The sequence below is a fragment of the Actinomadura sp. genome, assembly GCF_044508335.1.
Lineage (GTDB): Bacteria > Actinomycetota > Actinomycetes > Streptosporangiales > Streptosporangiaceae > Spirillospora.
In genome coordinates this window covers 15,860-37,524 of the sequence record NZ_JBIQHY010000032.1, presented here as the reverse complement: position 1 = coordinate 37,524, position 21,665 = coordinate 15,860, and the positions used below count along the sequence as shown (strand labels likewise).

At 73.0% G+C, this 21,665-nt stretch carries 18 protein-coding genes and 1 pseudogene; 9 read left to right on the top strand and 10 right to left on the bottom strand.

Going from position 1 to position 21,665, the window contains the following annotated elements; all coding sequences use genetic code 11:
• Nucleotides 1–133 precede the first annotated feature (133 nt).
• The 5 genes from ACIWVC_RS14190 to ACIWVC_RS14170 all read left to right on the top strand — a co-directional run bounded on the left by ACIWVC_RS14190 (nt 134) and on the right by ACIWVC_RS14170 (nt 5,451).
• Nucleotides 134–739, top strand: coding sequence for a sigma-70 family RNA polymerase sigma factor (locus ACIWVC_RS14190; protein WP_067633376.1), 606 nt, complete (start codon nt 134–136; stop codon nt 737–739).
• Entirely contained in the window at nt 736–1,032 is a 297-nt protein-coding gene (rsrA, locus tag ACIWVC_RS14185; protein ID WP_396445690.1) for a mycothiol system anti-sigma-R factor, read from the top strand. Before ACIWVC_RS14190 ends, rsrA begins: the two co-directional genes overlap by 4 nt.
• A 112-nt stretch (nt 1,033–1,144) precedes the next feature.
• Nucleotides 1,145–2,083, top strand: coding sequence for an NAD-dependent epimerase/dehydratase family protein (locus tag ACIWVC_RS14180; protein WP_396445689.1), 939 nt, complete (start codon nt 1,145–1,147; stop codon nt 2,081–2,083).
• A 687-nt stretch (nt 2,084–2,770) separates the two neighbouring features.
• Nucleotides 2,771–4,123, top strand: coding sequence for an HD-GYP domain-containing protein (locus ACIWVC_RS14175; protein ID WP_396445688.1), 1,353 nt, complete (start codon nt 2,771–2,773; stop codon nt 4,121–4,123).
• Nucleotides 4,120–5,451 (top strand): HD-GYP domain-containing protein, encoded by a 1,332-nt coding sequence (locus ACIWVC_RS14170; protein ID WP_396445687.1) that lies wholly within the window; start codon nt 4,120–4,122, stop codon nt 5,449–5,451. Before ACIWVC_RS14175 ends, ACIWVC_RS14170 begins: the two co-directional genes overlap by 4 nt.
• Before the next feature lie 20 nt (nt 5,452–5,471).
• Here ACIWVC_RS14170 and ACIWVC_RS14165 read toward each other — a convergent pair.
• A pseudogene (locus ACIWVC_RS14165) lies at nt 5,472–6,761 on the bottom strand (cytochrome c oxidase assembly protein); the annotation flags it as partial.
• A gap of 644 nt (nt 6,762–7,405) precedes the next feature.
• Here ACIWVC_RS14165 and ACIWVC_RS14160 point away from each other — a divergent pair.
• Nucleotides 7,406–8,833: an SPFH domain-containing protein gene (locus tag ACIWVC_RS14160; RefSeq protein ID WP_396445686.1), complete on the top strand. Its 1,428-nt coding sequence runs from the start codon at nt 7,406–7,408 to the stop codon at nt 8,831–8,833.
• Here the strand turns inward: ACIWVC_RS14160 and ACIWVC_RS14155 are convergent.
• Genes ACIWVC_RS14155 through ACIWVC_RS14135 form a run of 5 tightly spaced genes read right to left on the bottom strand, consistent with a single transcriptional unit; the run spans nt 8,802 to nt 12,636 of the window.
• Nucleotides 8,802–9,986: a cytochrome P450 gene (locus ACIWVC_RS14155; protein ID WP_396445685.1), complete on the bottom strand. Its 1,185-nt coding sequence runs from the start codon at nt 9,984–9,986 to the stop codon at nt 8,802–8,804. The two genes, ACIWVC_RS14160 and ACIWVC_RS14155, sit on opposite strands and share 32 nt — an antisense overlap.
• Nucleotides 9,983–10,579: a GTP-binding protein gene (locus ACIWVC_RS14150; RefSeq protein WP_396445684.1), complete on the bottom strand. Its 597-nt coding sequence runs from the start codon at nt 10,577–10,579 to the stop codon at nt 9,983–9,985. Before ACIWVC_RS14150 ends, ACIWVC_RS14155 begins: the two co-directional genes overlap by 4 nt.
• Nucleotides 10,557–10,913: a DUF742 domain-containing protein gene (locus ACIWVC_RS14145; protein WP_396445683.1), complete on the bottom strand. Its 357-nt coding sequence runs from the start codon at nt 10,911–10,913 to the stop codon at nt 10,557–10,559. Before ACIWVC_RS14145 ends, ACIWVC_RS14150 begins: the two co-directional genes overlap by 23 nt.
• A complete protein-coding gene (locus tag ACIWVC_RS14140; protein ID WP_396445682.1) occupies nt 10,910–11,359 on the bottom strand; it encodes a roadblock/LC7 domain-containing protein in 450 nt (149 codons plus the stop codon). Before ACIWVC_RS14140 ends, ACIWVC_RS14145 begins: the two co-directional genes overlap by 4 nt.
• Nucleotides 11,356–12,636 (bottom strand): ATP-binding protein, encoded by a 1,281-nt coding sequence (locus ACIWVC_RS14135; protein WP_396454210.1) that lies wholly within the window; start codon nt 12,634–12,636, stop codon nt 11,356–11,358. Before ACIWVC_RS14135 ends, ACIWVC_RS14140 begins: the two co-directional genes overlap by 4 nt.
• A gap of 297 nt (nt 12,637–12,933) precedes the next feature.
• Here ACIWVC_RS14135 and ACIWVC_RS14130 point away from each other — a divergent pair, with 297 nt between their 5' ends.
• Together ACIWVC_RS14130 and ACIWVC_RS14125 are read left to right on the top strand one after the other, a co-directional pair.
• On the top strand, nt 12,934–13,725 hold the full coding sequence (locus ACIWVC_RS14130; RefSeq protein ID WP_396445680.1) for a helix-turn-helix domain-containing protein: 792 nt from the start codon (nt 12,934–12,936) through the stop codon (nt 13,723–13,725).
• Between the two features lie 58 nt (nt 13,726–13,783).
• Nucleotides 13,784–14,527, top strand: coding sequence for a hypothetical protein (locus tag ACIWVC_RS14125; RefSeq protein ID WP_396445679.1), 744 nt, complete (start codon nt 13,784–13,786; stop codon nt 14,525–14,527).
• Here the strand turns inward: ACIWVC_RS14125 and ACIWVC_RS14120 are convergent.
• The gene (locus ACIWVC_RS14120; RefSeq protein WP_396445678.1) at nt 14,426–15,472 is read right to left on the bottom strand and encodes a phosphotransferase; all 1,047 of its coding nucleotides are present in this window, start codon (nt 15,470–15,472) and stop codon (nt 14,426–14,428) included. The two genes, ACIWVC_RS14125 and ACIWVC_RS14120, sit on opposite strands and share 102 nt — an antisense overlap.
• Nucleotides 15,473–15,561: 89 nt before the next feature.
• Nucleotides 15,562–18,336, bottom strand: coding sequence for a tetratricopeptide repeat protein (locus ACIWVC_RS14115; RefSeq protein ID WP_396445677.1), 2,775 nt, complete (start codon nt 18,334–18,336; stop codon nt 15,562–15,564).
• Between the two features lie 182 nt (nt 18,337–18,518).
• Between ACIWVC_RS14115 and ACIWVC_RS14110 the strand changes: the two genes are divergently transcribed.
• Complete coding sequence (locus ACIWVC_RS14110; RefSeq protein ID WP_396445676.1) at nt 18,519–19,775, top strand: FAD-binding protein; 1,257 nt, start codon at nt 18,519–18,521, stop codon at nt 19,773–19,775.
• Here the strand turns inward: ACIWVC_RS14110 and ACIWVC_RS14105 are convergent.
• Together ACIWVC_RS14105 and ACIWVC_RS14100 are read right to left on the bottom strand one after the other, a co-directional pair.
• Complete coding sequence (locus ACIWVC_RS14105; RefSeq protein WP_396445675.1) at nt 19,772–20,950, bottom strand: sensor histidine kinase; 1,179 nt, start codon at nt 20,948–20,950, stop codon at nt 19,772–19,774. The two genes, ACIWVC_RS14110 and ACIWVC_RS14105, sit on opposite strands and share 4 nt — an antisense overlap.
• Nucleotides 20,947–21,603, bottom strand: a complete 657-nt coding sequence (locus ACIWVC_RS14100) for a response regulator transcription factor (protein ID WP_396445674.1) — start codon at nt 21,601–21,603, stop codon at nt 20,947–20,949. Before ACIWVC_RS14100 ends, ACIWVC_RS14105 begins: the two co-directional genes overlap by 4 nt.
• Between the last annotated feature and the right edge of the window lie 62 nt (nt 21,604–21,665).

Genomic DNA, 21,665 nt, shown 5'->3' with positions numbered 1-21,665 from the left:
GCGGAGAGCCGGGACGGCGATCCGGGGCGACGCACGCGCACCCGTCCGCATCGGAAGGCCGCGCGGACCGATATCGTCTGTGGGGTACGACGCCGCCGGCCCAGTCGGGGCCAAGGGCGCCACAGCCGAGGGGGTGGGTCAGGTACCGGGCACCACGGAGACCGTGGAGCAGCGCCAGGAGCGGTTCCAGCGCGACGTGCTCCCGTTCTTGGACCAGCTGTACTCGGCCGCGCTGCGCATGACGCGCAACCCGGCCGACGCCGAGGACCTCGTCCAGGAGACCTTCGCCAAGGCGTTCGCGTCCTTCCACCAGTTCAAGGAGGGCACGAACCTCAAGGCGTGGCTCTACCGCATCCTGACCAACACGTTCATCAACTCCTACCGCAAGAAGCAGCGCCAGCCGCAGCAGGCCGCCACCGAGGACATCGAGGACTGGCAGATCCACCGCGCCGAGTCGCACACCTCGAGCGGGCTGAAGTCCGCGGAGGCCGAGGCGCTGGAGCACCTGCCCGACAGCGACGTGAAGCGGGCGCTGCAGGACCTCCCCGAGGAGTTCCGCATCGCCGTGTACCTCGCCGACGTCGAGGGCTTCGCCTACAAGGAGATCGCCGAGATCATGGGCACGCCCATCGGTACGGTGATGTCCCGCCTGCACCGCGGCCGGCGCCAGCTCCGCGGCATGCTGGAGGACTACGCTGAGGACCGCGGGCTCACCCGCGCCGGCAGGGGGTCATCATGAGCTGCGGCAACCACCACGAAACGCCGTGCGACGAGGTCCTGGCCCGCGTCTACACCTATCTCGACGGCGAGCTCGACCAGGGCGGCTGCAGCGAGGTCCGGCAGCACCTCGACGAGTGCGGGCCGTGCCTGCGCGAGTACGGGCTCGAAGAGGCCGTCAAGAAGCTCGTGAACAAGTCCTGCGGCTGCGAGCAGGCGCCGAGCGACCTGCGGTCCAAGGTGCTCGGCCGGATCGAGGAGATCTGCGGCGAGATCAAGGCCACGGGCGGCGCGGAGAAGACCGAGAGCGCCTGACCCCGGTCGCTCGGCCGCGAGCGCCTGGCCGGGAGCGGCCGACCGGGTGAGGCCGACCGGGTGAGGCCGCGGCGCCGCTCCGGCCCGCCGCCCCTTCGGTATCGTGCTGCGGGTGCTCGCACTCGTCACCGGCGCGGCCGGATTCATCGGATCCCATCTCGTCGACCGGCTCCTCGCCGACGGCCACGAGGTCATCGGCGTGGACGACATGACGTCCGGCGCGAACGTCCGCCCCGGCGTGGAGCTGTGGGAGATGGACGTCGCCGACCCGGCGCTGGTGGAGAAGGCGGCGGTGCGGCGGCCCGAGGTGATCTGCCATCTCGCCGCGCAGGTCAGCGTCCGCGCCAGCGTCTCCGACCCGCTCGCCGACGCCCGCACCAACGTGCTGGGCACCGCCAACGTGCTGGAGGCCGCGCGCGCGGCCGGCGGGCGGAAGGTGGTGTTCACCTCCAGCTGCGCGGTGTACGGGGTGCCGGACGCGCTGCCCGTCCCCGCCGACGCCGAGCTGCGGCCCGCGTCGCCGTACGCGGCCTCCAAGGTCTCCGGCGAGGTCTACGCGGGCATGTACCGGCGGCTGCACGGCATCGACTTCACGACCCTGACGCTGGCGAACGTCTACGGGCCCCGGCAGACCCCCGAGGGCGAGGCCGGCGTCGTCTCCATCTTCACCGACGCGCTGCTGTCCGGCCGCCCGACCAAGGTCTACGGCGACGGCACGCAGACCCGCGACTACGTCTACGTCCTGGACGTCGTGGACGCGTTCGCCCGCGCGGCCGGGGACGCGGGCGGCGGGCGCCGCTTCAACGTCGGCACCGGCGTGCAGACGACCGACCGCGACCTGCACACGCTGGTCGCCGAGGCGGCGGGCGCGCCCGACGACCCGGAGTTCGCGCCGCCCCGGCTGGGGGACCTGCCCGCGATGGCCGTCGACCCGCGGGCGACGCGGGAGGTGCTCGGCTGGGAGCCGAAGGTGGGCCTCGCCGAGGGGATCGCCGAGACCGTCGCCTGGGCGCGCGAGCGCGATCCCGCGCGGGCCGCAGGGCGCCGCTGAACACGCCTGGACACGGCAGAACACGCCTGAACACGTCTGGGCGCGGCAGAACGCGCGCACGCCCGGCAGAATTCGGCTGCATACCCCAAAACACGGGCTTGTCGTATTGTAGCCATTTCCTTGGGGTGAGTCTTTTTGATCCGAGAGGTACGGTACGTCGTACCCCGCGGGTCGCCGAGGCGAAAAGGCGCGGGGCCGCCGGCGCATTCGGCGCGGGTCGCCGGTGCATTCGCCGATGCACGTGCATTCTGTTGTGCAATCGGGTTGTGCGCTTACGTTGGGTGCATTCGCCGGGGCAATTGATCACCTATGGTGACGGTCGGTTCACGCTTTGCTCAGTTTTTCCCTCACGCCTGTGTGACCTGGGCAGTTCGCGTTAAGCTTGTGCCGAAATCAGCGACGGGAGCACGTGCGCGCCGATGCAATTCGGGGTATGTGCTCGCCCGGGAAGCCGGGCCCGCGCCCGGCCCCGGACGGAGGTCGGCCGCGAGGCCGGGACGGCCCGGTTCGGCGGGGGGAGGCAAGGAGCCATGCTCAAGCGTGTGTCGCCGGCAGGACACGGCGGGCGCCCGAGCGCCGCGGCGTCGTCGCTGATGCTGACCAAGGGCGTGTCCTGGGTCTAGGTGCCGGCAGGCGCACAGCACCCCGGCGGCGGCCCGCCATCTCGTCACTCCCCGAGGGGCGGCAATGCGTGGACTACCTCTCGCTGCCTGGGCGTACGTATGCGGTGTGGTGGCCCTCGCGGCCGGGCTCATCGCGACGTCGTCCTTCGCGGAGCTGGACTGGAGCAAGCTGGCCGTGCTGGCCCTGCTGTTCCTCGTCTGCGACTCGGCGCCGGCGCGGCTGAACATCGCGCGCGCCCGGGTGTCGCTCAGCTTCGCCGCGAGCCTGGCCTCGGTGGTGCTGCTCGGCCCGGTCGGCGCCGCGCTGCTCGGCCTGGTCGCCGTCGTCACCGGGCAGCGGTTCTTCGCCCCGGTCAAGCGGATCTTCAACGGTGCGCAGTTCGCGCTCAGCGGCTTCATCGCCGGGACCGTCTTCGACCTGCTCGGCGGCGCCCGCTTCCACCCCGAGCAGGCCCGCTGGGTGGAGAACGTCATCGGGCCGTTCCTCGGCGCGCTGGTCACCTTCGTCCTGGTCAACCTGACGCTGATGGGCGGGGTGCTGCTGCTCAGCCGGCAGACGACGCCGCGCGAATGGCTGCACGAGAGCGGCCAGCTCGCCGTCGGCTGCCTCGGCTACGGCATGGTCGGCCTGCTGATCGCCGGGCTGTGGCCGCGCGTCGGGCCGTTCGCCGCCGTGCTCGTCCTGCTCCCGCTGTTCATCGCCCGCTGGGCGATGGACCAGGCGTACGCGCAGCAGCAGGCGCACGCCGCGACCCTCGCCGCGCTGTGCCAGGCGGTCGAGACCAAGGACTTCTACACCCGCGGGCACTCCGAGCGGGTCTCCCGGGGCTCGGTGATGATCGCGCAGGAGATCGGGATGCGCGCCGACCGGGTCGAGGCGATCCGCTACGCCGGGATGCTGCACGACGTCGGCAAGCTCGGCGTCCCCACCAAGGTGCTGCAGAAGTCGGGCGCGCTGACCGAGGAGGAGTTCGCCGCGATCCAGCTGCACCCGATGCGCGGGCTGGAGATCGTCCGGGAGATCGGGTTCCTGGACGAGGCGCTCGCCGGGATCATGCACCACCACGAGAAGATGAACGGCCGCGGCTACCCGATGGGCCTCGCCGGCGACGAGATCCCCGAGTTCGCCCGCGTCATCTCGGTCGCGGACGCCTTCGACTCGATGACCTCGACCCGCTCCTACCGGGCGGCGCGCAGCATCGAGGAGGCCGTGGCCGAGCTCCGCCGCGGGATGGGCGACCACTTCGACCCGGAGATGGTCGAGGCGTTCCTGCGGGCGCTCGACCGGGAGGGCTGGGAGCCGCCGCGGCCGGTCGTCCTGCCGGACGACGCCGTCGCCGAGACCACCCAGCAGGACCACGACGACCCGAGCCGGCCGCTGCGGGTCACCGGCGGCGACGAGGTGCGGCACCAGTGACGACGAGCCGGATCCCCGCCCGCGAGCGGGCCGCGTGGCAGACCATCGACTCCGGCCAGCTGCTGCTGATCGCCACCGCCGGGCTGTTCGTCGTCGTCGCGGTCACGCAGGTCGCGGCCGTCGGCCTGCACCAGCCCAACGTCGCGATCATCTTCGGCGTGCTGATCGCGCTGGGCGAGCTGTTCCGCATGGTGATGCCCGGCAACCGGGAGGTCGCGCCGATCGCCAGCGCCGGTGCGATGGGCTACGCGCTGCTGGTCGGCGTCGGCCCCGAGGGCGCCCCGCCGGACGCGCCGCTCGGCGTCGTCCCGGCCGAGCACTCCGCGCTCCAGGTCGTCGCGGTCACCGCGGTGGGCATGCTCGTCGGCTCGCTGCCGCACATCGCGGTCGGCCGCACGCCGCGCCCGGACGCGATGGCGCGCCGGCTGTTCACCGTCGCGGTCATCGCGCTCTGCTTCCGGCCGGTGCTGGGCCTCGACCTCGCCTGGTACCTGCTGCTGGCCGTGATGGGCGTGGTGGTGATCGGGTCGTGCTTCACCGACGTGCTGATCGCCGCGATGATCCGGGCGGAGACCGTCCGGGCCCGGTTCGGCATCGCGCTGCGCGACGAGATCAGCGCGAAGATGGCGCTGTGCGCCGCGACCAGCGCGACCGCCATGCTGATCGCGGTCGCCACGACCGCGATGGGCGAGGCCGCGCTGCTGATCTTCACGGTGCCGATCCTGGTGACGCAGTTCGCGTTCCGCCGGTACGCGGGCATCCGCGCCACCTACCTGGAGACGGTCCGCGCGCTGTCGCGGGTCACCGAGGTCGGCGGCTACGTGGAGGCGGGCCACTCGCGGCGCGTGGCGCGGCTCGCGGTCGCGATGGGCCGCGAGCTCGGCATGACCGAGGAGGAGCTGCTCGAACTGGAGTACGCGGCGCTGATGCACGACATCGGGCAGCTGTCGCTCGGCGACCCGATCCCCGGCGGCGCGACCGTGCTGGCGTCCCCGGCCGAGCAGCGCCGCATCGCCGAGCTGGGCGCCGAGGTGATCAAGCAGACCGGGGTGCTGGACCGGGTCGCGCACATCGTGGAGCTGTCCTCGCACCCCTACCGGGCGGGCCGCGAACCCGTCGGCGACTCCGGCGAGCGGCCGATCCCGCCGCCGCTCGCGGGCCGCATCATCAAGGTCGCGAACGCCTACGACGACCTGGTGGGCGACTCCGCCGACCGCGACCGGGGCGCCGCCGTGCTGGAGCGGCTCAGGCTCGACTCGGCCGCCGAGTACGACCCGGCGGTCGTGGAGGCGCTCAGCCGCGTGCTGGACCGGCGCCCCCGCCCGTAGCGGGCCTGCACCGCCGCGACGCCGGCCGTGATCGCCGCCGCGGACGTCCACAGCAGGAGGGCGCCGAGGTGCTGGTCGTCCAGCGGTGACGCGCCCCAGCGGCGGCCGAGGCTCCCGTACCAGTCGCCGCCGAGCACCGTCCCGTACCGCGTCAGCGCCATCCCGGCCAGCGCGTGCAGCGGCAGGACGGCGAGCGGGACGAGCGTCCCGGCCGTCCCGCGGTAGTAGGCGAGCCCGACGATGACGAACACGACCATCGCGAGCGAGTGGAGGGCGTGGTTGCTGAGCGACGGCGGGAACAGCGGCGACGCGTACCACGCGTAGAGGGTGAGCAGCAGCAGCGCCGACGCCGCGACCGGGTGGCCGAGCGCCCGCAGGCCGCGGCTGCCGGCGGCCGCGGCGAGCAGCGTCCGGCCCTCGCCGCGCATCGCCCGCAGCGCCAGCCGCACCGGCGCGCCGTACAGCAGCAGCGCCGGCGCGGCCACGCCGACGAGGACGTGCTGGATCGCGTGCGCGCTGAACAGCACCATGCTGTAGCGGGAGATGCCGCTCGCGGTGCCGAGCAGCAGGACGAGCAGCCCGGCGGCCCACGCCGCGGACCGCCGCCGCGGCCAGTCCCGGACGCGCACGACGCCCAGCCCGTACAGGACGGCCCCGGCGGCGATCAGCACGAAGAACAGCGGATCGACCCACCAGTCCAGCAGGTAGGGGCCCGCCCCGGCCGGGCCGGGCAGCGGGAAGCCGAGCCGGAGCGCGGTGACGTCGAGGGTGCCGGGGGCGTTCTCGGGCGTGGGCGTCCTGGACAGCCCGGCGGCGAGCGCCATCGTCGCCGCCATCACGAGGGTCTCCGCCGTGCCGAGCCGGAGGAAGGCGCGCGGGCCCGTGCCGTCCCGCAGCGCCGGGATCGTGGTGCGGCGGTGCCACCAGCCGAACGCGCCGAGCGCGGCGAGCGCCGCGCCCTTCGCCACGACCAGCATCCCGTACCGCGACCCGAGGTGGACGCCGCCGAGCCGCACCCACGCGTTCACCGCGCCGCTGACCCCGACGACGGCGAACGCGACGAGCGCGAGGGAGCTGTAGCGTTCCACGACCCGGACGAGGCCGCCCCGCGCGCCGTCCGGGCCGTCCGGGGAGGGGTGGTGCCCGGCGCCCCGGGGGAGCCCGCCGCGGACGTCCGGCGCGACGGTGACCAGGGCGACGAGCCCGCCGACCCACAGCGCGACGCCCAGCACGTGGGCGGCGAGGCTGTAGACGGCGAGTGCGTGGTTCGAGGCGCTCGCGGCGTGCCCGGTGAACAGCGGCGGCAGCATGCCGGCGAGCGCGCCCGCGAGGAGGTACCCGGCGCCGCCCGCGGCGCGCGGCAGGCTCGCCGCGACCGCGATGGCGACCGCGGCGGCGAGGACGATGAGCAGCGCCCGCCCCTGCGGCAGCTCGACGAGGAGCGTCCGCATCATGTCGCCGGTGACGCCCGCGAGCCCGACCCCGAACAGGTCGAGGACGGTGCACACGATCAGCGCGAGCGTGCACAGCGCCCACAGCAGCGCGGTCAGCGACGCGGCGCGCAGGCAGCGGCGGCCGAGCGGGGACGCCCCCGGCACGAACGCGGCCGCGACGAGCAGCCAGCCGACCGTGAGGACGGCCGCGACGTCGCCGCCGAGCTTGGCGACCGACAGGCCGATCTTGGTCAGCGCGCCCTCCTGCGACAGCCCCGGCGTCGCGCTCGCGGTGAACGCGCCGCCGACCCGCAGCACGAACGCGAGGACGACCAGCGCGAGCGCGGCGGCCCCGATGACGAGCATCGCCCGGTCGGTCCGGGCCGAAGGCCGATCCGGGGTCGCCTCATGTGTCGTCACGGCCGGAAATACGCGTACAACCGGTGGAAAGTTCAATACTGTTTCCGCCAGACCGCAGACCGGCCGGCGCGCCCGGCCGCCCGATCCCGCCGAGGAGCGAGATGAGCGCCCAGCAGCCGGGGAGCAACACGTATCTGGAGAAGGTCGTCGCGCAGCAGGCGGTGCTGGCGGACGACCTGAAGAGCCGCCGCGCCCCGCAGGCGGCGCCCGGCGCGCCGGGCGCGGTCCCGGCGCCCGGCCCGCTCGCGAAGCGGGAGCGCGCCCTCGGCCGTGGCGCGCCCGGCGGCGACCAGACCGGCCCCGGCCCCGTGGACGTGCGGATCACCGGGTTCTGGCGGTGGAAGAACGTGCTCGTCCCGCCGAACGCGTTCGTGGTGCACACCCGGCGCGGCCGGGCCGAGCCGCTGCACATCGGGCTCGGGGTGTCGTTCCGGTTCAACCCGTCCACCGACTCGTTCATCGTGGTGCCGGGCGCGACGCAGACGATCCTCATCAACGCGTACTGCATCTGCCGGGAGCTGCAGGGCGTGCTCGTCCAGGGCTACGTCCAGTGGATCATCCAGGATTTCGCGACGGCGTACCGCAAGCTCGACTTCGGCGACGCCGACGACCCGATGCGGCTGGTGAACCTCCAGCTCCGCGAGCAGGCCGAGGCCGCGATCAAGGACAAGGTCTCCACGATGGGCGTGCGGGACGTCCTCAGCGACAAGCAGCCCATCATCGAGGAGCTGACGGCCCGGCTGCGCGCGGTGGCCGAGGGCGAGGACAACAGCGACCAGGGGCTCGGGCTGCGGATCGTCACCGTGCAGATCAAGGAGGCCGTGGTCAGCTCGTCCCAGCTCTGGGAGAACCTGCAGAAGCCCTACCGGGCGCAGCAGGAGCAGGTCGCGCGGCTCGCCGAGCTGGAGGCCGCGGAGGTCGTCGCGCAGCGCGAGATGGCGGCCGCGCGGACCAAGGAGTCGCAGCGGCTGGACCACGAGCGGGAGCTGGCCGAGCTGCGCGCCGCCAACGAGTCGCGGCTGTTCGAGGCGGAGGCGGCGGAGAAGCTGCGCCGCGCCCGGCGCGAGCACGACGACGCCCGCGAGGTCGCCGAGCTGGAGACCGAGACGACGCGGCACGCGCTGCGGATGGAGCGGGAGCGCCACGCGGAGGAGGCCGAGACGGGGCGGCTGCGCATCGAGCGCGACCACGAGCTGGCCCGGCTGCGCACCGAGGGCGAGCTGGCCCTGGCCGAGTCCCGCGCGCGGTCCCGGCACGAGCAGGCGCTGCTGGACCTGGAGCGGGAGACGGCCCGCGCGGCGATCGAGAACGGCCGGACGCCCGCCGCCGTGCAGGCGCGGCTCATCGCCGCCCTTCCGGAGATCATGGCCAAGCTGCCCAAGCCGGACGAGCTGCGCACCGTCACCGTCAACGGCGCCGACCAGACCAGCGTGGCGGGCCTGATCGCCCAGCTGTCGGCGGTGATCGGCGCGCTGCGCGCCGCCGCGGACGGGTCGGTCAGTGACGCCTCCCCGCCGGCGGGAAGGTGACCGGCAGCGCGACGAGGGCGCGGTGGAACGGGCCGGGCCGCCACTCCAGCGCGTCCCTCGGGACGGCCAGGTCCAGGTCGGGCAGCCGGTCGAGGAGCACCTCGATCGCGGCGGACGCGATCAGCCGCGAGTGGCTCTTGGCCGGGCAGGTGTGCGGCCCGCCCGCGTAGGACAGGTGCGCGCGGTTGCCCTTCCGGTCGGCCGTCGCCCGGGACGGGTCGGTGTTCGCCGCGGCGTAGCTGATCAGGATCGGCTGGTGGGCGGGCAGCGTGTGCCCGTGGAAGTCGACGTCCTGGCGGGGGAACGTCGTCCCGTAGTTGGCCATCGGCGGGTCGGTCCACAGGATCTCGTCCAGGGCGTCCTCGACGGGCATGCTGCCGCCCGACAGGTCGCCGCCGAACCGGTCGTCCGACAGCAGCAGCAGGATGCCGTTGGCGATGAGGTTCTGCTCCGGCTCGGTGCCGGCGCCGACCAGCAGCGTCAGCTGGTGCGCCATCTCCATGTCGTCGAGCCCGGCGGGATGGCGCATCATCCACGACGTCACGTCCGCGCCCGGCCGCTGCCGCTTGTACGCCACCAGCTCGCCGGTGGCCTGGGCGAGCAGCGCGTTGCCCTCCTCGGCGCCCTCGGCGTCGAAGATCGCGCTCATGCCGCGGACGAGCTTGTCGCCGATGTCGCGGGGGCAGCCGAACATCTCGTTGAACACCAGCAGCGGCAGCGTCCGCGCGTACTGGCCGATGAGGTCGGCCTTGCCGTCGTCGGCGAACCGGTCGATGAGGGTGTCCGCGCTGGTCTCGACGTGCTCGCGCAGCGACGCCGGGTCGACGCGGTCCAGGCTGTCGACGATCACCGACCGGAGCCGCGCGTGGACGGAGCCGTTGGTGAACAGCGCGTTCGGCCGCGCCATCATCATCGGCAGCACCGGGCAGTGCGGGCCGACCTCCTCCTCCCAGACCTCGCTGCAGCGCGGGAACGTGTCCGGGTCGCGGAGGATCTCCAGCGCCGCCTCGTACCCGATGACCAGCGTCGCCGGGACGCCGGGGGCCAGCTCGACGGGCACGAGGTCGCCGTGGGCGCGCATCCGGGCGTAGGTCGCGGCCGGGTCCTGCGCGTACTCGGGGCCGTACAGGGGGAAGCGCTGCGGTTCGGTCATGCGGGTTCCCCATCCAGGGTGAGGAGGTGGTCGACGAGTGAGATGAGCGCCTCGGTGGACGACCTGCGGTCGCGGGCGTCGCAGGTGACCAGCGGGGTCGCGGGGGCGAGGTCGAGGGCCTCGCGCACCTCGGCGTCCGGGAAGACGGGCGAGCCCTCGAAGTGGTTGACGGCCACCGCGTACGGCAGGCCCTGCTTCTCCACGAGGTCCATGACGGCGAACGACTCCTTGAGCCGCGCCGTGTCCACGAGGACCAGCGCGCCGAGCGCGCCGCGCGCCAGGTCGTCCCACAGCCGGGTGAAGCGCTCCTGGCCGGGCGCGCCGAACAGGTACAGGACGAGGTCGTCGCTGAGCGTGAGGCGGCCGAAGTCCATCGCGACGGTGGTGGTCGTCTTGTCGCGGATGCCGGCGAGGTCGTCGACGGTCGCGCCGGCCTGCGTCATCCGCTCCTCGGTGCGCAGCGGGCGGATCTCCGACAGCGTCCCGACGTAGGTGGTCTTGCCGACGGCGAAGTGCCCCACGATGAGGATCTTGACGGCGGTCCGCACGCTGTCGCGGACGTAGGCCGCGTCAGAGGCGAGCGCGGAGTCCATCGAGCACCTCCTGAAGGAGCCGGGCCTTCGACTTCTGGGCGCCGGGCGCCGCGGCCCGGGTGGTGAGGTGCCCGCTGTCGACCAGGTCGGAGAGCAGCACCTTGACGACCCCGACGGGCAGCCCGAGGTGCCCGGCGATCTCGACGACCGACAGCGCGCCGCCCCGGCACAGCCCCAGGATGCGGAGCTTCTCCGGGGACAGCCCCTTGCGCGGCAGGTCGCCGGTGGCGATGACGAGCGTGACGAGGTCGAACACGTTGCGGGTGGGGTGCGCCCGGCCGCCGGTGACGACGTGCGGGCGCACCAGCGCGCGCTCGTTCCTGCGCGGGGTCATGCGGGACTGCCCGCGCCCGGCCGCGGCGGGGTGGTCAGCTCCTTGCCCAGCCGCTGCACGAGTTCCTGGAGGCGGAACGACACGGTCTCCATGTCGACGTGCTGCGTCGCCGACACCGCGAGGTAGGCGCCGGGGCCGGCCGCGACGAGGAACACGTAGCCGTCGTCGAACTCGTTCACCGTCTGCCGCCACGTGGTGCCCGCGTCGCCGCAGAACTCGGCGGTGCTGCGGGCGAGCGACTGCAGGCCCGCCATGCCGGCCGCCTGCCGCTCCGCCTCGTCCCGGCTGATCCGCTCGGAGTGCGCCATCAGCAGGCCGTCGGCCGACAGCAGGATCGCGTAGCGGGTCTCCGGCATCCGCAGCGCGTCGTCCAGCATCCAGCCGAGCCGGTTCGTACCGTCGTCCATCGCGCCGTCCCACCCCTTGTTCGTGGCCGCAGAGTTCATGGCCGCAGGTCCTTGCTGTCGGTGCCCTCGCCGTCGGGCGGTGCGGCGGCGCGGCCGGACCGCGTCCCGCGCTGCCAGGCGCCGAGGCCCGCGGCGGTCTCCCGCGCCGGGCGGGCCTGCGGCCGCTCCCCGGCGCCGGCCGCGCCGTCGCCGGCGTCGGGCTCGGCGGGACGTTCGGCCACGGCGACGCGGCTCCGCTTCGGCAGCCCGCCCGCCGTGGCGGCGGCGTCGGCCGTGCGGGGCGCGGCCGCGGGTTCGGGCGCGCGCTCGTCCGGCAGGGACGTCAGCAGCGCGCTCGGCACGAAGACGACGGCCCGCACGCCGCCGTAGGGGGACTGGCTGTCGACCGACACCCGGAACCCGTACCGGGCGGCGAGCACGCCCGCGACCGCGAACCCGACGCGGGGCGGGTCGCCGAGCCGGTGGATGTCCACCGACGCGTCGCCGGACAGCAGCTCGGCGGCGCGCTTCAGCTCGTCGGCGTCCATCGCGACGCCCGCGTCGTCGATCGTGATGGCGACGCCGTTGTGCGCGGAGCGGAAGTTGACCTCGACGGCGGTGTCGGGGCGGGAGTGCCGCGCGGCGTTGTCCAGCAGCTCGGCGAGCGTCAGCACGACCGGCTCGACGGCGCGGCTCGTCACCGCGGTGTTCGGCGTCCCCTCCAGGTTGATCCGCAGGTAGTCGCGGATGCGGGAGGTCGCGCCGCGCACCACGTCGGTGAGCGACGACGCCGAGCGCTGCTGCCCCGGCCACGACCCGCACAGCACGGCGGTGGCCTGGGCGCGCCGGCCGAGCTGGGCGTTCATGTGGTCGATGCGGAGCAGGCCCTCCAGCACGTCGGGGTCGTCGTGGCGCTCCTGCATGTGCGAGATGGCCAGCTGCTGCTCGTTCGCGAGGCTCTGCACGGCGCGCATCATCGCGCGCAGCGTCGACTTCGCGGACTTGTCCGCGCGTTCCCGGACGCGGGCGGCGGACCCGGCGAACAGGTCCAGGACGGTCTGCATCGCCTGCCCGTAGGCGGGCGCTTCGCGGTCCAGGTCGTGCAGCGGGCCGGTGACGCGCACGCCCGGGTTGGTGAGGGACTCCATCAGCTCGGGCAGCCGGACGTCCGCGAGGTGCCGCAGCTCCTTCTCGCGCAGGTCGAGGCCGCGGGCCAGCGCGGCGTTCTGCGCGCGGAGCTCGGCGGTCGCCTGCCGCTGGCGTACCAGCAGGACGCCGGCGGCGATGCCGGCGCCCGCCACGATGACGAACGCCGCCGCCAGGAGGAATTGCTCCATCAGATCCTCGGATGCAGGGGGTTTCGGGCGAGGTGGACCGGCCGCACGGCCGGGAGTGGGGTGGCGCAGAACACGCCACAGATTCGGCACCGTAAGGCCGTTCGCGCAGGTGTGCTTGTGCTCGCGCGCAAGGAACTTGCCGGTGGGCGCATCGCAAGATCACCCACAGTCTGAATCGCGTTACTTTCCGCTGGATTCACCTGATTCGGCGGCGGTGATCGTACTACCCTCGGCTCCGCAAGCGATCACCGTGCCGGGACGGGGCCGGCTCGGGACGGACCGGCGGAAGGGCCTGCGGTGGACGACCTCGGCGGGCCGGGCGCCTACCGGCTCGTCCTCTGCACGGCGGACCGCGCCGAGCCGTTCACCGCCGGCGGCTACCGGTTCCTGCTGCCGCTGCACGGCGAGCTCCTCATGCTCCAGGACGGCCGCGAGGCGCGGCTCGGCCCCGGCACGGGCGGCCTCGTCCCGCCCGCCGCGCCGCTCCGGGTCGTCCAGCGGCGCCCCGCCCGCGCCCTCGTCATGACGATCCCGGTGCACGAGGTGGACGGGCGGCTGGACCTGCCGCCCCGCCCGGTGACGGGCCTCGACCTGACCGCCGGCCTCGGCCGCGTCGTCGCCGACATGGTGCGGGCCGTGGGGGAGGAGCGCGACACCCTCTCCGAGCCGCAGTTCGACGCCGCCTGCGACCGGATCACCGAGCTGCTGTGCCTGGCCGTCGCGGGCCGGCACCGCCCGCCCTCGCCCGGCCATCTCGCCGAGGTGGAGGCGGTCGTGCGCCGGTACGTCCGCGAGCACGCCACCGACCCCGGCCTCACCGGCACCGCGATGGCGCAGGACCTCGGCTGGTCGCTGCGGCAGATCCAGCTCGCCCTGCAGCGCGCCGGGACGACGCCGCGCGAGCTGATCCGCGAGGAGCGCCTCCGGCTCGTCCGGGACCGGCTGCGCAACCCGCTCTACCGGCACGTCACCATCACCGACCTCGCGCACGCGACGGGCTTCTCCTCGGCGAGCGCGCTTAGCCACGCCTTCCGGCAGCGCTTCGGGATCAGCCCGCGCGAGCTGCGCCGCCGGACCGCGCACCGCTGACCCGCGCTTTGTGCCCGGTGACATGGACAACCGGCTGCCGGGGGCGTTCACTCGTGCTGTGGACGCACCACTCGACCGCGCGCCCGCCGGCGCCCTAGCGCCCTGGTCGGGGCTGAACTGCTCCGTCCTGTTCTGCGACGTCGCGGGCTTCGGCGACCCGTCCCGCACCGACGAGGACCGCCGGCTCGTCCGCGAGGTCGTCTACCGCGTCCTGCTGTCGGCGCTGGAGGCGTCGGGCGTCGGGGCCGCCGACATCTACCGCGAGGACCGCGGCGACGGCGCCCTGGTGATCGCCTCGCCGGCCGTCCGCACCGCGTCCCTCATCGACCCGCTCGCCGGGCACCTGGCCGTCGCGCTCCACCGGCACAACCGGATCGCGAGCGCCGCCGTCCGCGTCCAACTCCGCGCGGCCCTGCACGTCGGCCCCGTCACCGCCGACGCCGAGGGCCTGAACGGCCACGTCATCATCCAGACGGCCCGCCTCATGGAGGCCCCCGTCCTCAAGACGGCCCTCGCCGAGACGGGCGCCGACCTGGGCTTCATCGTCTCGCCGTTCGTCTACGACGCCTTCGTGACCCACCTGGACGGCCTGATAGCCCCGGACGCCTTCGAGCACGTGACCCTCAAGGTCAAGGAGACGGCGACCGAAGCGTGGATGTACCTGGCGGGCGCCCAGAACCGACCCGCCCCGGCCCGCCGCTCACCCGACCCCGACGGCCCCCAGGGAACCACCGTCTTCAGCGGCGACGTCCACGTCCGCGGCGACCTGGTCCTCGGAAACAAGATCACCCACGAACACTGACGGCACGTCCCCCCACCGCTCCTCGACCCCGCGCACGAGCCGCGCCCACTTCCCCGGCGACCGCGAAACCGCCAGATTCCGCACCGCCGTGAACCGGAACAACCACCCCAGCGCATCCGGCTTGATTTCGTACCCCGATTCGGCCTGGTAGGCGTCGACGAACGCGTCGGCCAGATCCCAGCGCAGGGTGGCCTGCCGGCAATGTGCGATATGCAGGGCGGCCAGCGTGACGTCGTACCACTGGACGTCCCAATGTGCGCGATCCCAGTCGACGATCTCGACGACTTTCTCGTCCTTGACGAGCAGGTTCTCCTTGTGCACATCGTGGTGGGTGAGCCCTTCAGGGCCGAGATCCAGCCCCTTTCTCGCGGCGCGCAGCCGGGTGAGCCCCGCGTGGACGGTCAGGATGTGCTCGGGAGGCCGTCCCTGGGCGCGCATGTCCACGACAATGGCGTCGGGATGCCGGAGAACGTCGAACATCCCCCAGTCGTAGATTCGCAGACCGTGCGCGGGATGGCGCAATACGCCGGGGTCGATGACGCCGGACGTGCGATGCGTGAGCGCCAGTTTCCGCGCGGCGTCCTCGACCAGCTGAGCGGACAGCCAATTCGGTGCGCTGTCGTGCTCGGTGTAGGGGCGGACGAACCACTGGTTGCGAGGGCCGGTGACCCACTGGTGGCCGTCCCGCGTCGTGATCGGAGACCGCACGATGGATCCCGCCGCGGTTGTCTCCAGTGCCCGAATTATGGCGAATTGTCGATTAAAAGGGACTCGTCCACGTTCCTTGCGCACCTTCGAGGCCACGTATGGCCGCCCCTCGTGCCAATACGTGTAGTGCAGGCTGTAGTGGCGCCGAGGAGGGCCCAGAAACAGCGGATCCCGGTGCCCGTAATACCAGCGCAGAACTTCGCGGCAGGTGAGAAATCGGTCGTCTGGTTCGAGCAAAGCGCGTCCTCGATAACGTGGTCGGGCCTTGCCGGAGACCCGGGAGGTGGTCGTCCCAAAATCGCACTTACTCACGCACTACAGGCATTCTACGGGAGTTGTCCAAGATCCCGTGTCATGTTCGCGACTTGTGCAGTGATGATCCGAGACTCGTCGACCTGTCCCAGATCAATGTGGATCTTCGCCTGCAGCCGGAGGATATTGATCTCCTCGTGCAGGTCGCCCGCCTGCTTGGCGAGTTCTCTCGCCGCCCGTGCGTGGGCCAGGGCCTCGTCGGGGTGCCCCAGCCGCCGGAGGATCTCGCCGAGCGCACTCAGCGTGATGATCTGCCCGTAGCGCTGCCCTATGTCTCCGGCCACGTTGAGAGCCTTTTCGGCGGTGCGCCGTGCCTTCTGATACAGCCCCATGTCCAGGTAGACCTTGGCGAGCAGATCGAGTGAGCCGGCGATGCCGCGCTTGTCGTCGATCGAGTGGCAGAGCCGGAGCGACAGCTTCGCCGCCCGCCGTGCCCTGCCGAGCCGTCCGGCGTGGAGTTCCACGAGTCCCAGCGCGTTCAGCGTGTTGGCCTCGCCGAGGCGGTCGCCGATCGACCTGCGGATGGTGAGCGCGCGGTTCACGTCCTCCCTGGCCCGCTCGTACAGGCCCAGTCGGCGGTAGCAGCGGCTCAGATTATCGAGGGCCTCCGCCTCGCCGTGCCTGTCACGCAACTGCTGCAAGATGTCGAGGGCCTCCAGGCCGGCCGCGAGGGCGCTCTCATACCGGCCGAGCCGTCGGCAGATCGTGGAGAGATGGACCAGCGCCTGGCCTTCCCCTTGCGGATCGGCGATCCCGCGCCGGATGGCGAGGGCGTGTTCGATGTGCTCGCAGGCCTGTTCGTGCCGGCCGATCCGCATGTGGAGGTAAGCGAGGAAGGCGAGTGTCTCGCCTTGGCCGTGGCGGTCACCGATGTCGCTGCGGATTCTCAGCGCCTTCTCCGTGGCCGTGAGCGAGTCCTTGATCCGCCCCGTCCCGTAGTAGATCCGGGCGAGGTTGTCGAGCGTCTCCGCCTCGCCCCGCAGGTCTCCGATCTCCTTGCGGATCTTGAGCGCGCCGTCGGCGCACTCGTAGGCCCGTGTGTACTTGCTGAGTCCCTGGTAACCGCGCGCCAACGTGTCGAGAGTGGTGGCCTCCGCGTGCCGGTCGCTGATGTCACGGCGGATCTCCAGGGCCTGCTTGCCCAGGTCGAGGGCCGTGCGGTAGTCGCTCACCTGGAGATGCGTCCTCGCCATGTTGTCCAGGACGGCGGCTTCGCCGTAGCGGTCCTCGAGCTGGATGCTGAGCTGGAGCGCCGCCTCGGCCCCCTGGAGGGCCTCCTCCGTCTGGCCCAGTTCGCGATGGCTGACCGAGATGTGATGGTGCATGAAGAAGCAGGCGAGCGGGTCGGATCCCCGCCGCGCCGCCTCCAGGCCGAGGCGGTGGACTTCCAGGTTCTCGTGGCAGTGGCGGCGCAACTCGAAGAAGTCGTAGACGGCATCGGCGAGCTCCCAGGTGAGCTGGTCCCAGCCCAGCCGGGCGACCTGTCGGATGAGCGCGATCAGGTTCGGTTGCTCGGAGGCGAACCAGTCGAGGTGGCGGGCCCTTTCGGCCGGGTCCGCGTTCACCGGCGGCGCGGTCAGCTCCTGGCGGATGGTCCGGCGGTAGCGATCGAGGAACCGTCCCGCCTGCTGGGCCGTGGTGAGGTACCACATCGCGAGCCGCTTGATCGCCGCCGATTGGACGATCGGTGTGTCCTCCTCGGCGGCGCGTCCTTGCGCGTATTCGCGGAGAAGCTCGTGCAGGTGGTAGCGGCCGCCGCCGACGGCCTGGACGAGACCGGCCGTCTCCAGCAGGTAGAGGAGTCGGCGGGCCGCCTCCGGCGTCGCTCCGAGAAGCGCGCCGACCGCCTCCGGCGCGACATGCGGTCCCTCCACGAGTCCGAGCAGCCGGAACGCGCGCCGCGTCTCGGGGACGAGCCCCCGGTAGGACAGGTCGAACGCGGCTCCGACGGCCTCGCCGGGGTCTTCGCCCAGGGCCAGTTTGGAAAGCCGGTCTCCCTCGGCGAGGGCGTGCACCGTGTCGGCCACCGACTGCTGTGGACGGGTGGCGATGTTCGCGGCGGCCACTCGGAGCGCGAGCGGGAGCCGGGCGCAGATCTGGACGAGCGCCGCCGCGGCGTCCGGCTCCTGCCGGGTCCGTTCGCGTCCGGCGACCTCGCTGACGAGGTCGAGCGCCTCCGCCTCCGACAGCAGATCCAGTGCCATCGCACGCGCGCCGTACCTCGCCACCAGGGCCGTGAGTTTCAGGCGGGCGGTCACGATGACGACGCATGAGGACGTTCCCGGGAGCAGCGGATAGACCTGCCGCGGATCCTCGGCGTCGTCCAGGACGATCAGCATGCGCTTGTTGGCGAGCCGCGACCGGTAGAGCGCCGCGAGTTCGTCCTCGTCGACCGGGAGCCTGCTGTCCGGGACGCGGAGGGTCCGCAACGCCTGGCCGAGTGCCTCCCTGGACGTGAGCGCGCCGCGCTTGGAGTAGCCGCGCAGATCGATGAACAACTGGCCGTCGGGGAAGCGGTCCGACACCAGATGAGCCCAGTGCACTGCCAGCGCCGTCTTGCCGATGCCCGGCATGCCGGTCAGCGCGATGATCACCGGGGCGGGGCCGCCCGCGTCGACGAGGGAACCCAGACGGTCCAGGATGTCCCGGCGGCCGGTGAACCCGGGAACGTCCGGCGGAAGCTGGCGGGGCGGGGGGTCGGCCTCCGGCGCCGCCGCGCTCATGTGCACGATCTTGTCTCCGGAGACGGAGTCGCCCCCGATGCTCGCCCCGCCGAGATAGGTCGTCATGCCCGTCCCTCCACGGATAGACGGACCTTCGCCCACGGTAACGCCTGACTTGTCAAGAAAAATATGGACAAATGCACAAGTGGCGGGTATCGGTCGCGGGCCGTCGTGAGGAATTCGGCGCCCGTGTGGATCAGCGTATGGCCCTGCGCCTTACCAGTCGGCCGGGGAAGTACGGTGCCGGTGTGGATCAGAGTGAGGTCGTGCGTCTTACCAACTGGGCCGGGAACGTCACCTACGGGGCCGTACGCGTGCACCGGCCGGAGTCCGTGGAGGAGGTGCGGCGCGTCGTCGCGGGCAGCCGGCGGGTGCGGGCGCTGGGCAGCGGGCACTCGTTCAGCCTCGTCGCCGACACCGCCGGGGATCTCGTCCGGCTGGACGGGCTGCCGCCGCTGGTGGAGATCGACACCGCGCGGTCGACCGTGACGGTCGGGGCCGGGATGCGGTACGCGGAGGTCGCCGCGGAGCTGCACCGGAACGGGTTCGCCCTGCCGAACATGGCGTCGCTGCCGCACATCTCCGTCGCCGGGTCGTGCGCCACCGGGACCCACGGGTCGGGGGACGGGCGGCGGTGCCTGTCCGCGTCGGTCGTCGCGCTCGAACTCGTCGGCCCGGACGGCGGACTGGCCGAACTCCGGCGGGGCGACGACGGCTTCCCCGGTGCGGTCGTCGCGCTCGGGGCGCTCGGCGTCGTGACGCGGCTGACACTGGACGTCGAGCCCGCGTTCGAGGTGGCGCAGAGCGTCCGGGTCGGCGTCCCGCTCGACGAGGTGGCGGGGCGGTTCGACGAGGTCTTCGGCGCCGCCTACAGCGTCAGCGCGTTCACCGACTGGCGCAGCGGCGAGGCCGCGGTCTGGCTCAAGCGCCGCACCGACGCGCCCCGCCCGGCGTGGAGCGGCGGACGTGCGGCGGAAGGCCCGGTGCATCCCGTGCCCGGCATGGACCCGGCGTTCTGCACCGAGCAGCTGGACCGTCCGGGCCCCTGGCACGAGCGCCTTCCCCATTTCCGGCCGGATCTGACGCCGAGCGCCGGTCAGGAGCTGCAGTCCGAGTGGTTCCTGCCCCGGGAGGCGGCGGCCGAGGCGATCGCGCGGGTCCGGGGGCTCGCCGGGCGGATCGCGCCGGTCCTGCACATCTCCGAGATCCGGACCGTCCGCGGCGACGACCTCTGGCTGAGCCCCGCCCACGGCCGCGACTCGGTGACGCTGCACTTCACCTGGCGCGACGACCCGGACGGCGTGCTGCCCGTGGTCGGCGCGCTGCAGGAGCGGCTCGTCCCGCTGGGCGCGCGCCCGCACTGGGGGAAGGTCAGCACCACGCCCGCCTCGGAGGTCGTCGGGAGGTACGAGCGCGCGCCCGACTTCGCCCGGCTGGCGCGCGAGCTGGACCCCGCCGGCAAGTTCGGCAACTCCTTCGTGGACGCGCTCTTCCCGCGCGCCTAACCGGAGGGGAGGCTGACCGTGACGGTCAGGCCGCCCCCGGGGCGGGGGACGGCGGTGACGGCGCCGCCGTGCGCCCGGACGATCGACTGGACGATGGAGAGCCCCAGCCCCGCCCCTTTGGCGGTGACGACGCGGTCGGCGTCGAGGCGGCGGAACGGTTCGAACAGGGCCGGGATCTCGTAGGGCGGGACGGCCGGTCCCGAGTTGGCGACCTCCAGGACGGCGCGGCCGGAGTCGGTGCGGCAGGAGAGGGCGACCCGGCCGCCCTCGGTGTTGTGGCGCAGCCCGTTCTCCAGGAGGTTCTGCACGACGCGTTCGAGGAGGAGGGCGTCCCCGGTGGTCACCGCCTCGGCGGTGTCGGTCTCGACGGTGATCCCGGACTCCTCGGCCTCGGCGGCGGTCTGGGACGCGACGTGCGCGACGACGTCCGCCAGGTCGACGGGGGCGCGGTCGGTGATCTCGTTCTCGGAGCGGGCGAGCAGCAGGAGCCCGGTGATGAGGCGTTCGTGGCGCGCGTTGATCTGCAGCAGCGTCTCGCCGAGCTGCCGGACGTCCGGGGACGCCGACCCCCGGTGCATCGCGACCTCGACGAGGGCGCGGCCGAGGGTGAGCGGGGTGCGCAGCTCGTGGGACGCGTTGGCCACGAAGCGACGCTGCCCGTCGAAGGAGCGGTCGAGGCGCTCCACCATCGTGTCGAAGGCGTCGGCGAGCTCCTTGACCTCGTCGTGCGGGCCGCGCAGCGCGATGCGCTCGTGCAGGCTCCGGTCGGCGGCGGGCGCGCCCGCGATGCGGCGGGCCGTCTCGGTGACGCGGTGCAGCGGGGACAGGACCCGTCCGGCGATGAGCCAGCCGAACGCCGCGGCGGCGCCGCCGACGACGAGCAGGGCGATCGACCCCTGGGTGACCAGGGAGGTGACGGCCGCGTCGTGCAGCTCGGCGCGCTGCTTCACCATCCAGCGTTCGGTCTCGCTCATCAGCCGGTCGTCCGGGAGGCGCTGCACCGGCGGCGCCGTGGACGCCGGGGCGGGGTCCACGCGCGTCGCGAGCACCTTCGTGTTCGACCGGGAGAGCTGCTGGTCGAACAGGGCGTAGGTGGCGCCGAGGAGCACCACGCCGGCGACGAGGAACAGTCCGCCGTAGGTGAGCGTGAGCCGGGCGCGCAGCGACAGCCTCATGGGATCCGGTACCCCGCTCCCTTGACGGTCTCGATGACGGGCGGGCCGGCGAGCTTGCGCCGCAGCTTGAGGACGGTGAGGCGGACGGCCCCGGTGAACGGGTCGGCGTTCTCGTCCCACACCTTCTCCAGGAGCTGCTCGGCGGACACCACGGCGCCGTCCGCGCGCAGCAGCTCGGCGAGGACGGCGAACTCCTTCTTCGCGAGGGGGACGTACCGCCCGTCCCGGAACACCTCGCGGCGCGCCGGGTCCAGGGCGATGCCGGCGCGCCGCAGCGTCGGCGGCGCGGCGGGGCGGCACCGCCGGCCGAGCGCGAGGACGCGGGCGGCCAGCTCCGGGAACGCGAACGGCTTGGTGAGGTAGTCGTCCGCGCCGAGCCCGAGCCCGTCGACCCGGTCGGTGACCTCGGCGGCCGCGGTCAGCATCAGGATCCGCGCCGCCGCCCCGCCCCGCACGATCTCCCGGCACACGTCGTCGCCGTGGACGAGCGGCAGGTCGCGGTCCAGGACGATCACGTCGTAGTCGTTGACGCAGGCGCGCTCCAGCGCCGCGGCCCCGTCGTAGGCGAGGTCGACGGCGTGCGTGCCGTCCCGCAGCCATTCGGCGATCGCGTCGGCGAGCAGCCGCTCGTCCTCCACCACCAGCACTCTCATGGACCGTGATGGTGCCCGAGGCCGTGTTTCGTTTCCGTTAGGGCGCGGCCCCCGGGACGCGG

Bases quoted from the DNA above. Each gene is read 5' to 3' on its own strand.
- ACIWVC_RS14100 (WP_396445674.1), bottom strand. From the start codon at position 21,603: ATGAGAGTGCTGGTGGTGGAGGACGAGCGGCTGCTCGCCGACGCGATC.
- rsrA (WP_396445690.1), top strand. From the start codon at position 736: ATGAGCTGCGGCAACCACCACGAAACGCCGTGCGACGAGGTCCTGGCC.
- ACIWVC_RS14155 (WP_396445685.1), bottom strand. From the start codon at position 9,986: ATGACCGAACCGCAGCGCTTCCCCCTGTACGGCCCCGAGTACGCGCAG.
- ACIWVC_RS14135 (WP_396454210.1), bottom strand. From the start codon at position 12,636: ATGGAGCAATTCCTCCTGGCGGCGGCGTTCGTCATCGTGGCGGGCGCC.
- ACIWVC_RS14145 (WP_396445683.1), bottom strand. From the start codon at position 10,913: ATGACCCCGCGCAGGAACGAGCGCGCGCTGGTGCGCCCGCACGTCGTC.
- ACIWVC_RS14150 (WP_396445684.1), bottom strand. From the start codon at position 10,579: ATGGACTCCGCGCTCGCCTCTGACGCGGCCTACGTCCGCGACAGCGTG.
- ACIWVC_RS14160 (WP_396445686.1), top strand. From the start codon at position 7,406: ATGAGCGCCCAGCAGCCGGGGAGCAACACGTATCTGGAGAAGGTCGTC.
- ACIWVC_RS14175 (WP_396445688.1), top strand. From the start codon at position 2,771: ATGCGTGGACTACCTCTCGCTGCCTGGGCGTACGTATGCGGTGTGGTG.
- ACIWVC_RS14115 (WP_396445677.1), bottom strand. From the start codon at position 18,336: ATGACGACCTATCTCGGCGGGGCGAGCATCGGGGGCGACTCCGTCTCC.
- ACIWVC_RS14105 (WP_396445675.1), bottom strand. From the start codon at position 20,950: ATGAGGCTGTCGCTGCGCGCCCGGCTCACGCTCACCTACGGCGGACTG.
- ACIWVC_RS14140 (WP_396445682.1), bottom strand. From the start codon at position 11,359: ATGAACTCTGCGGCCACGAACAAGGGGTGGGACGGCGCGATGGACGAC.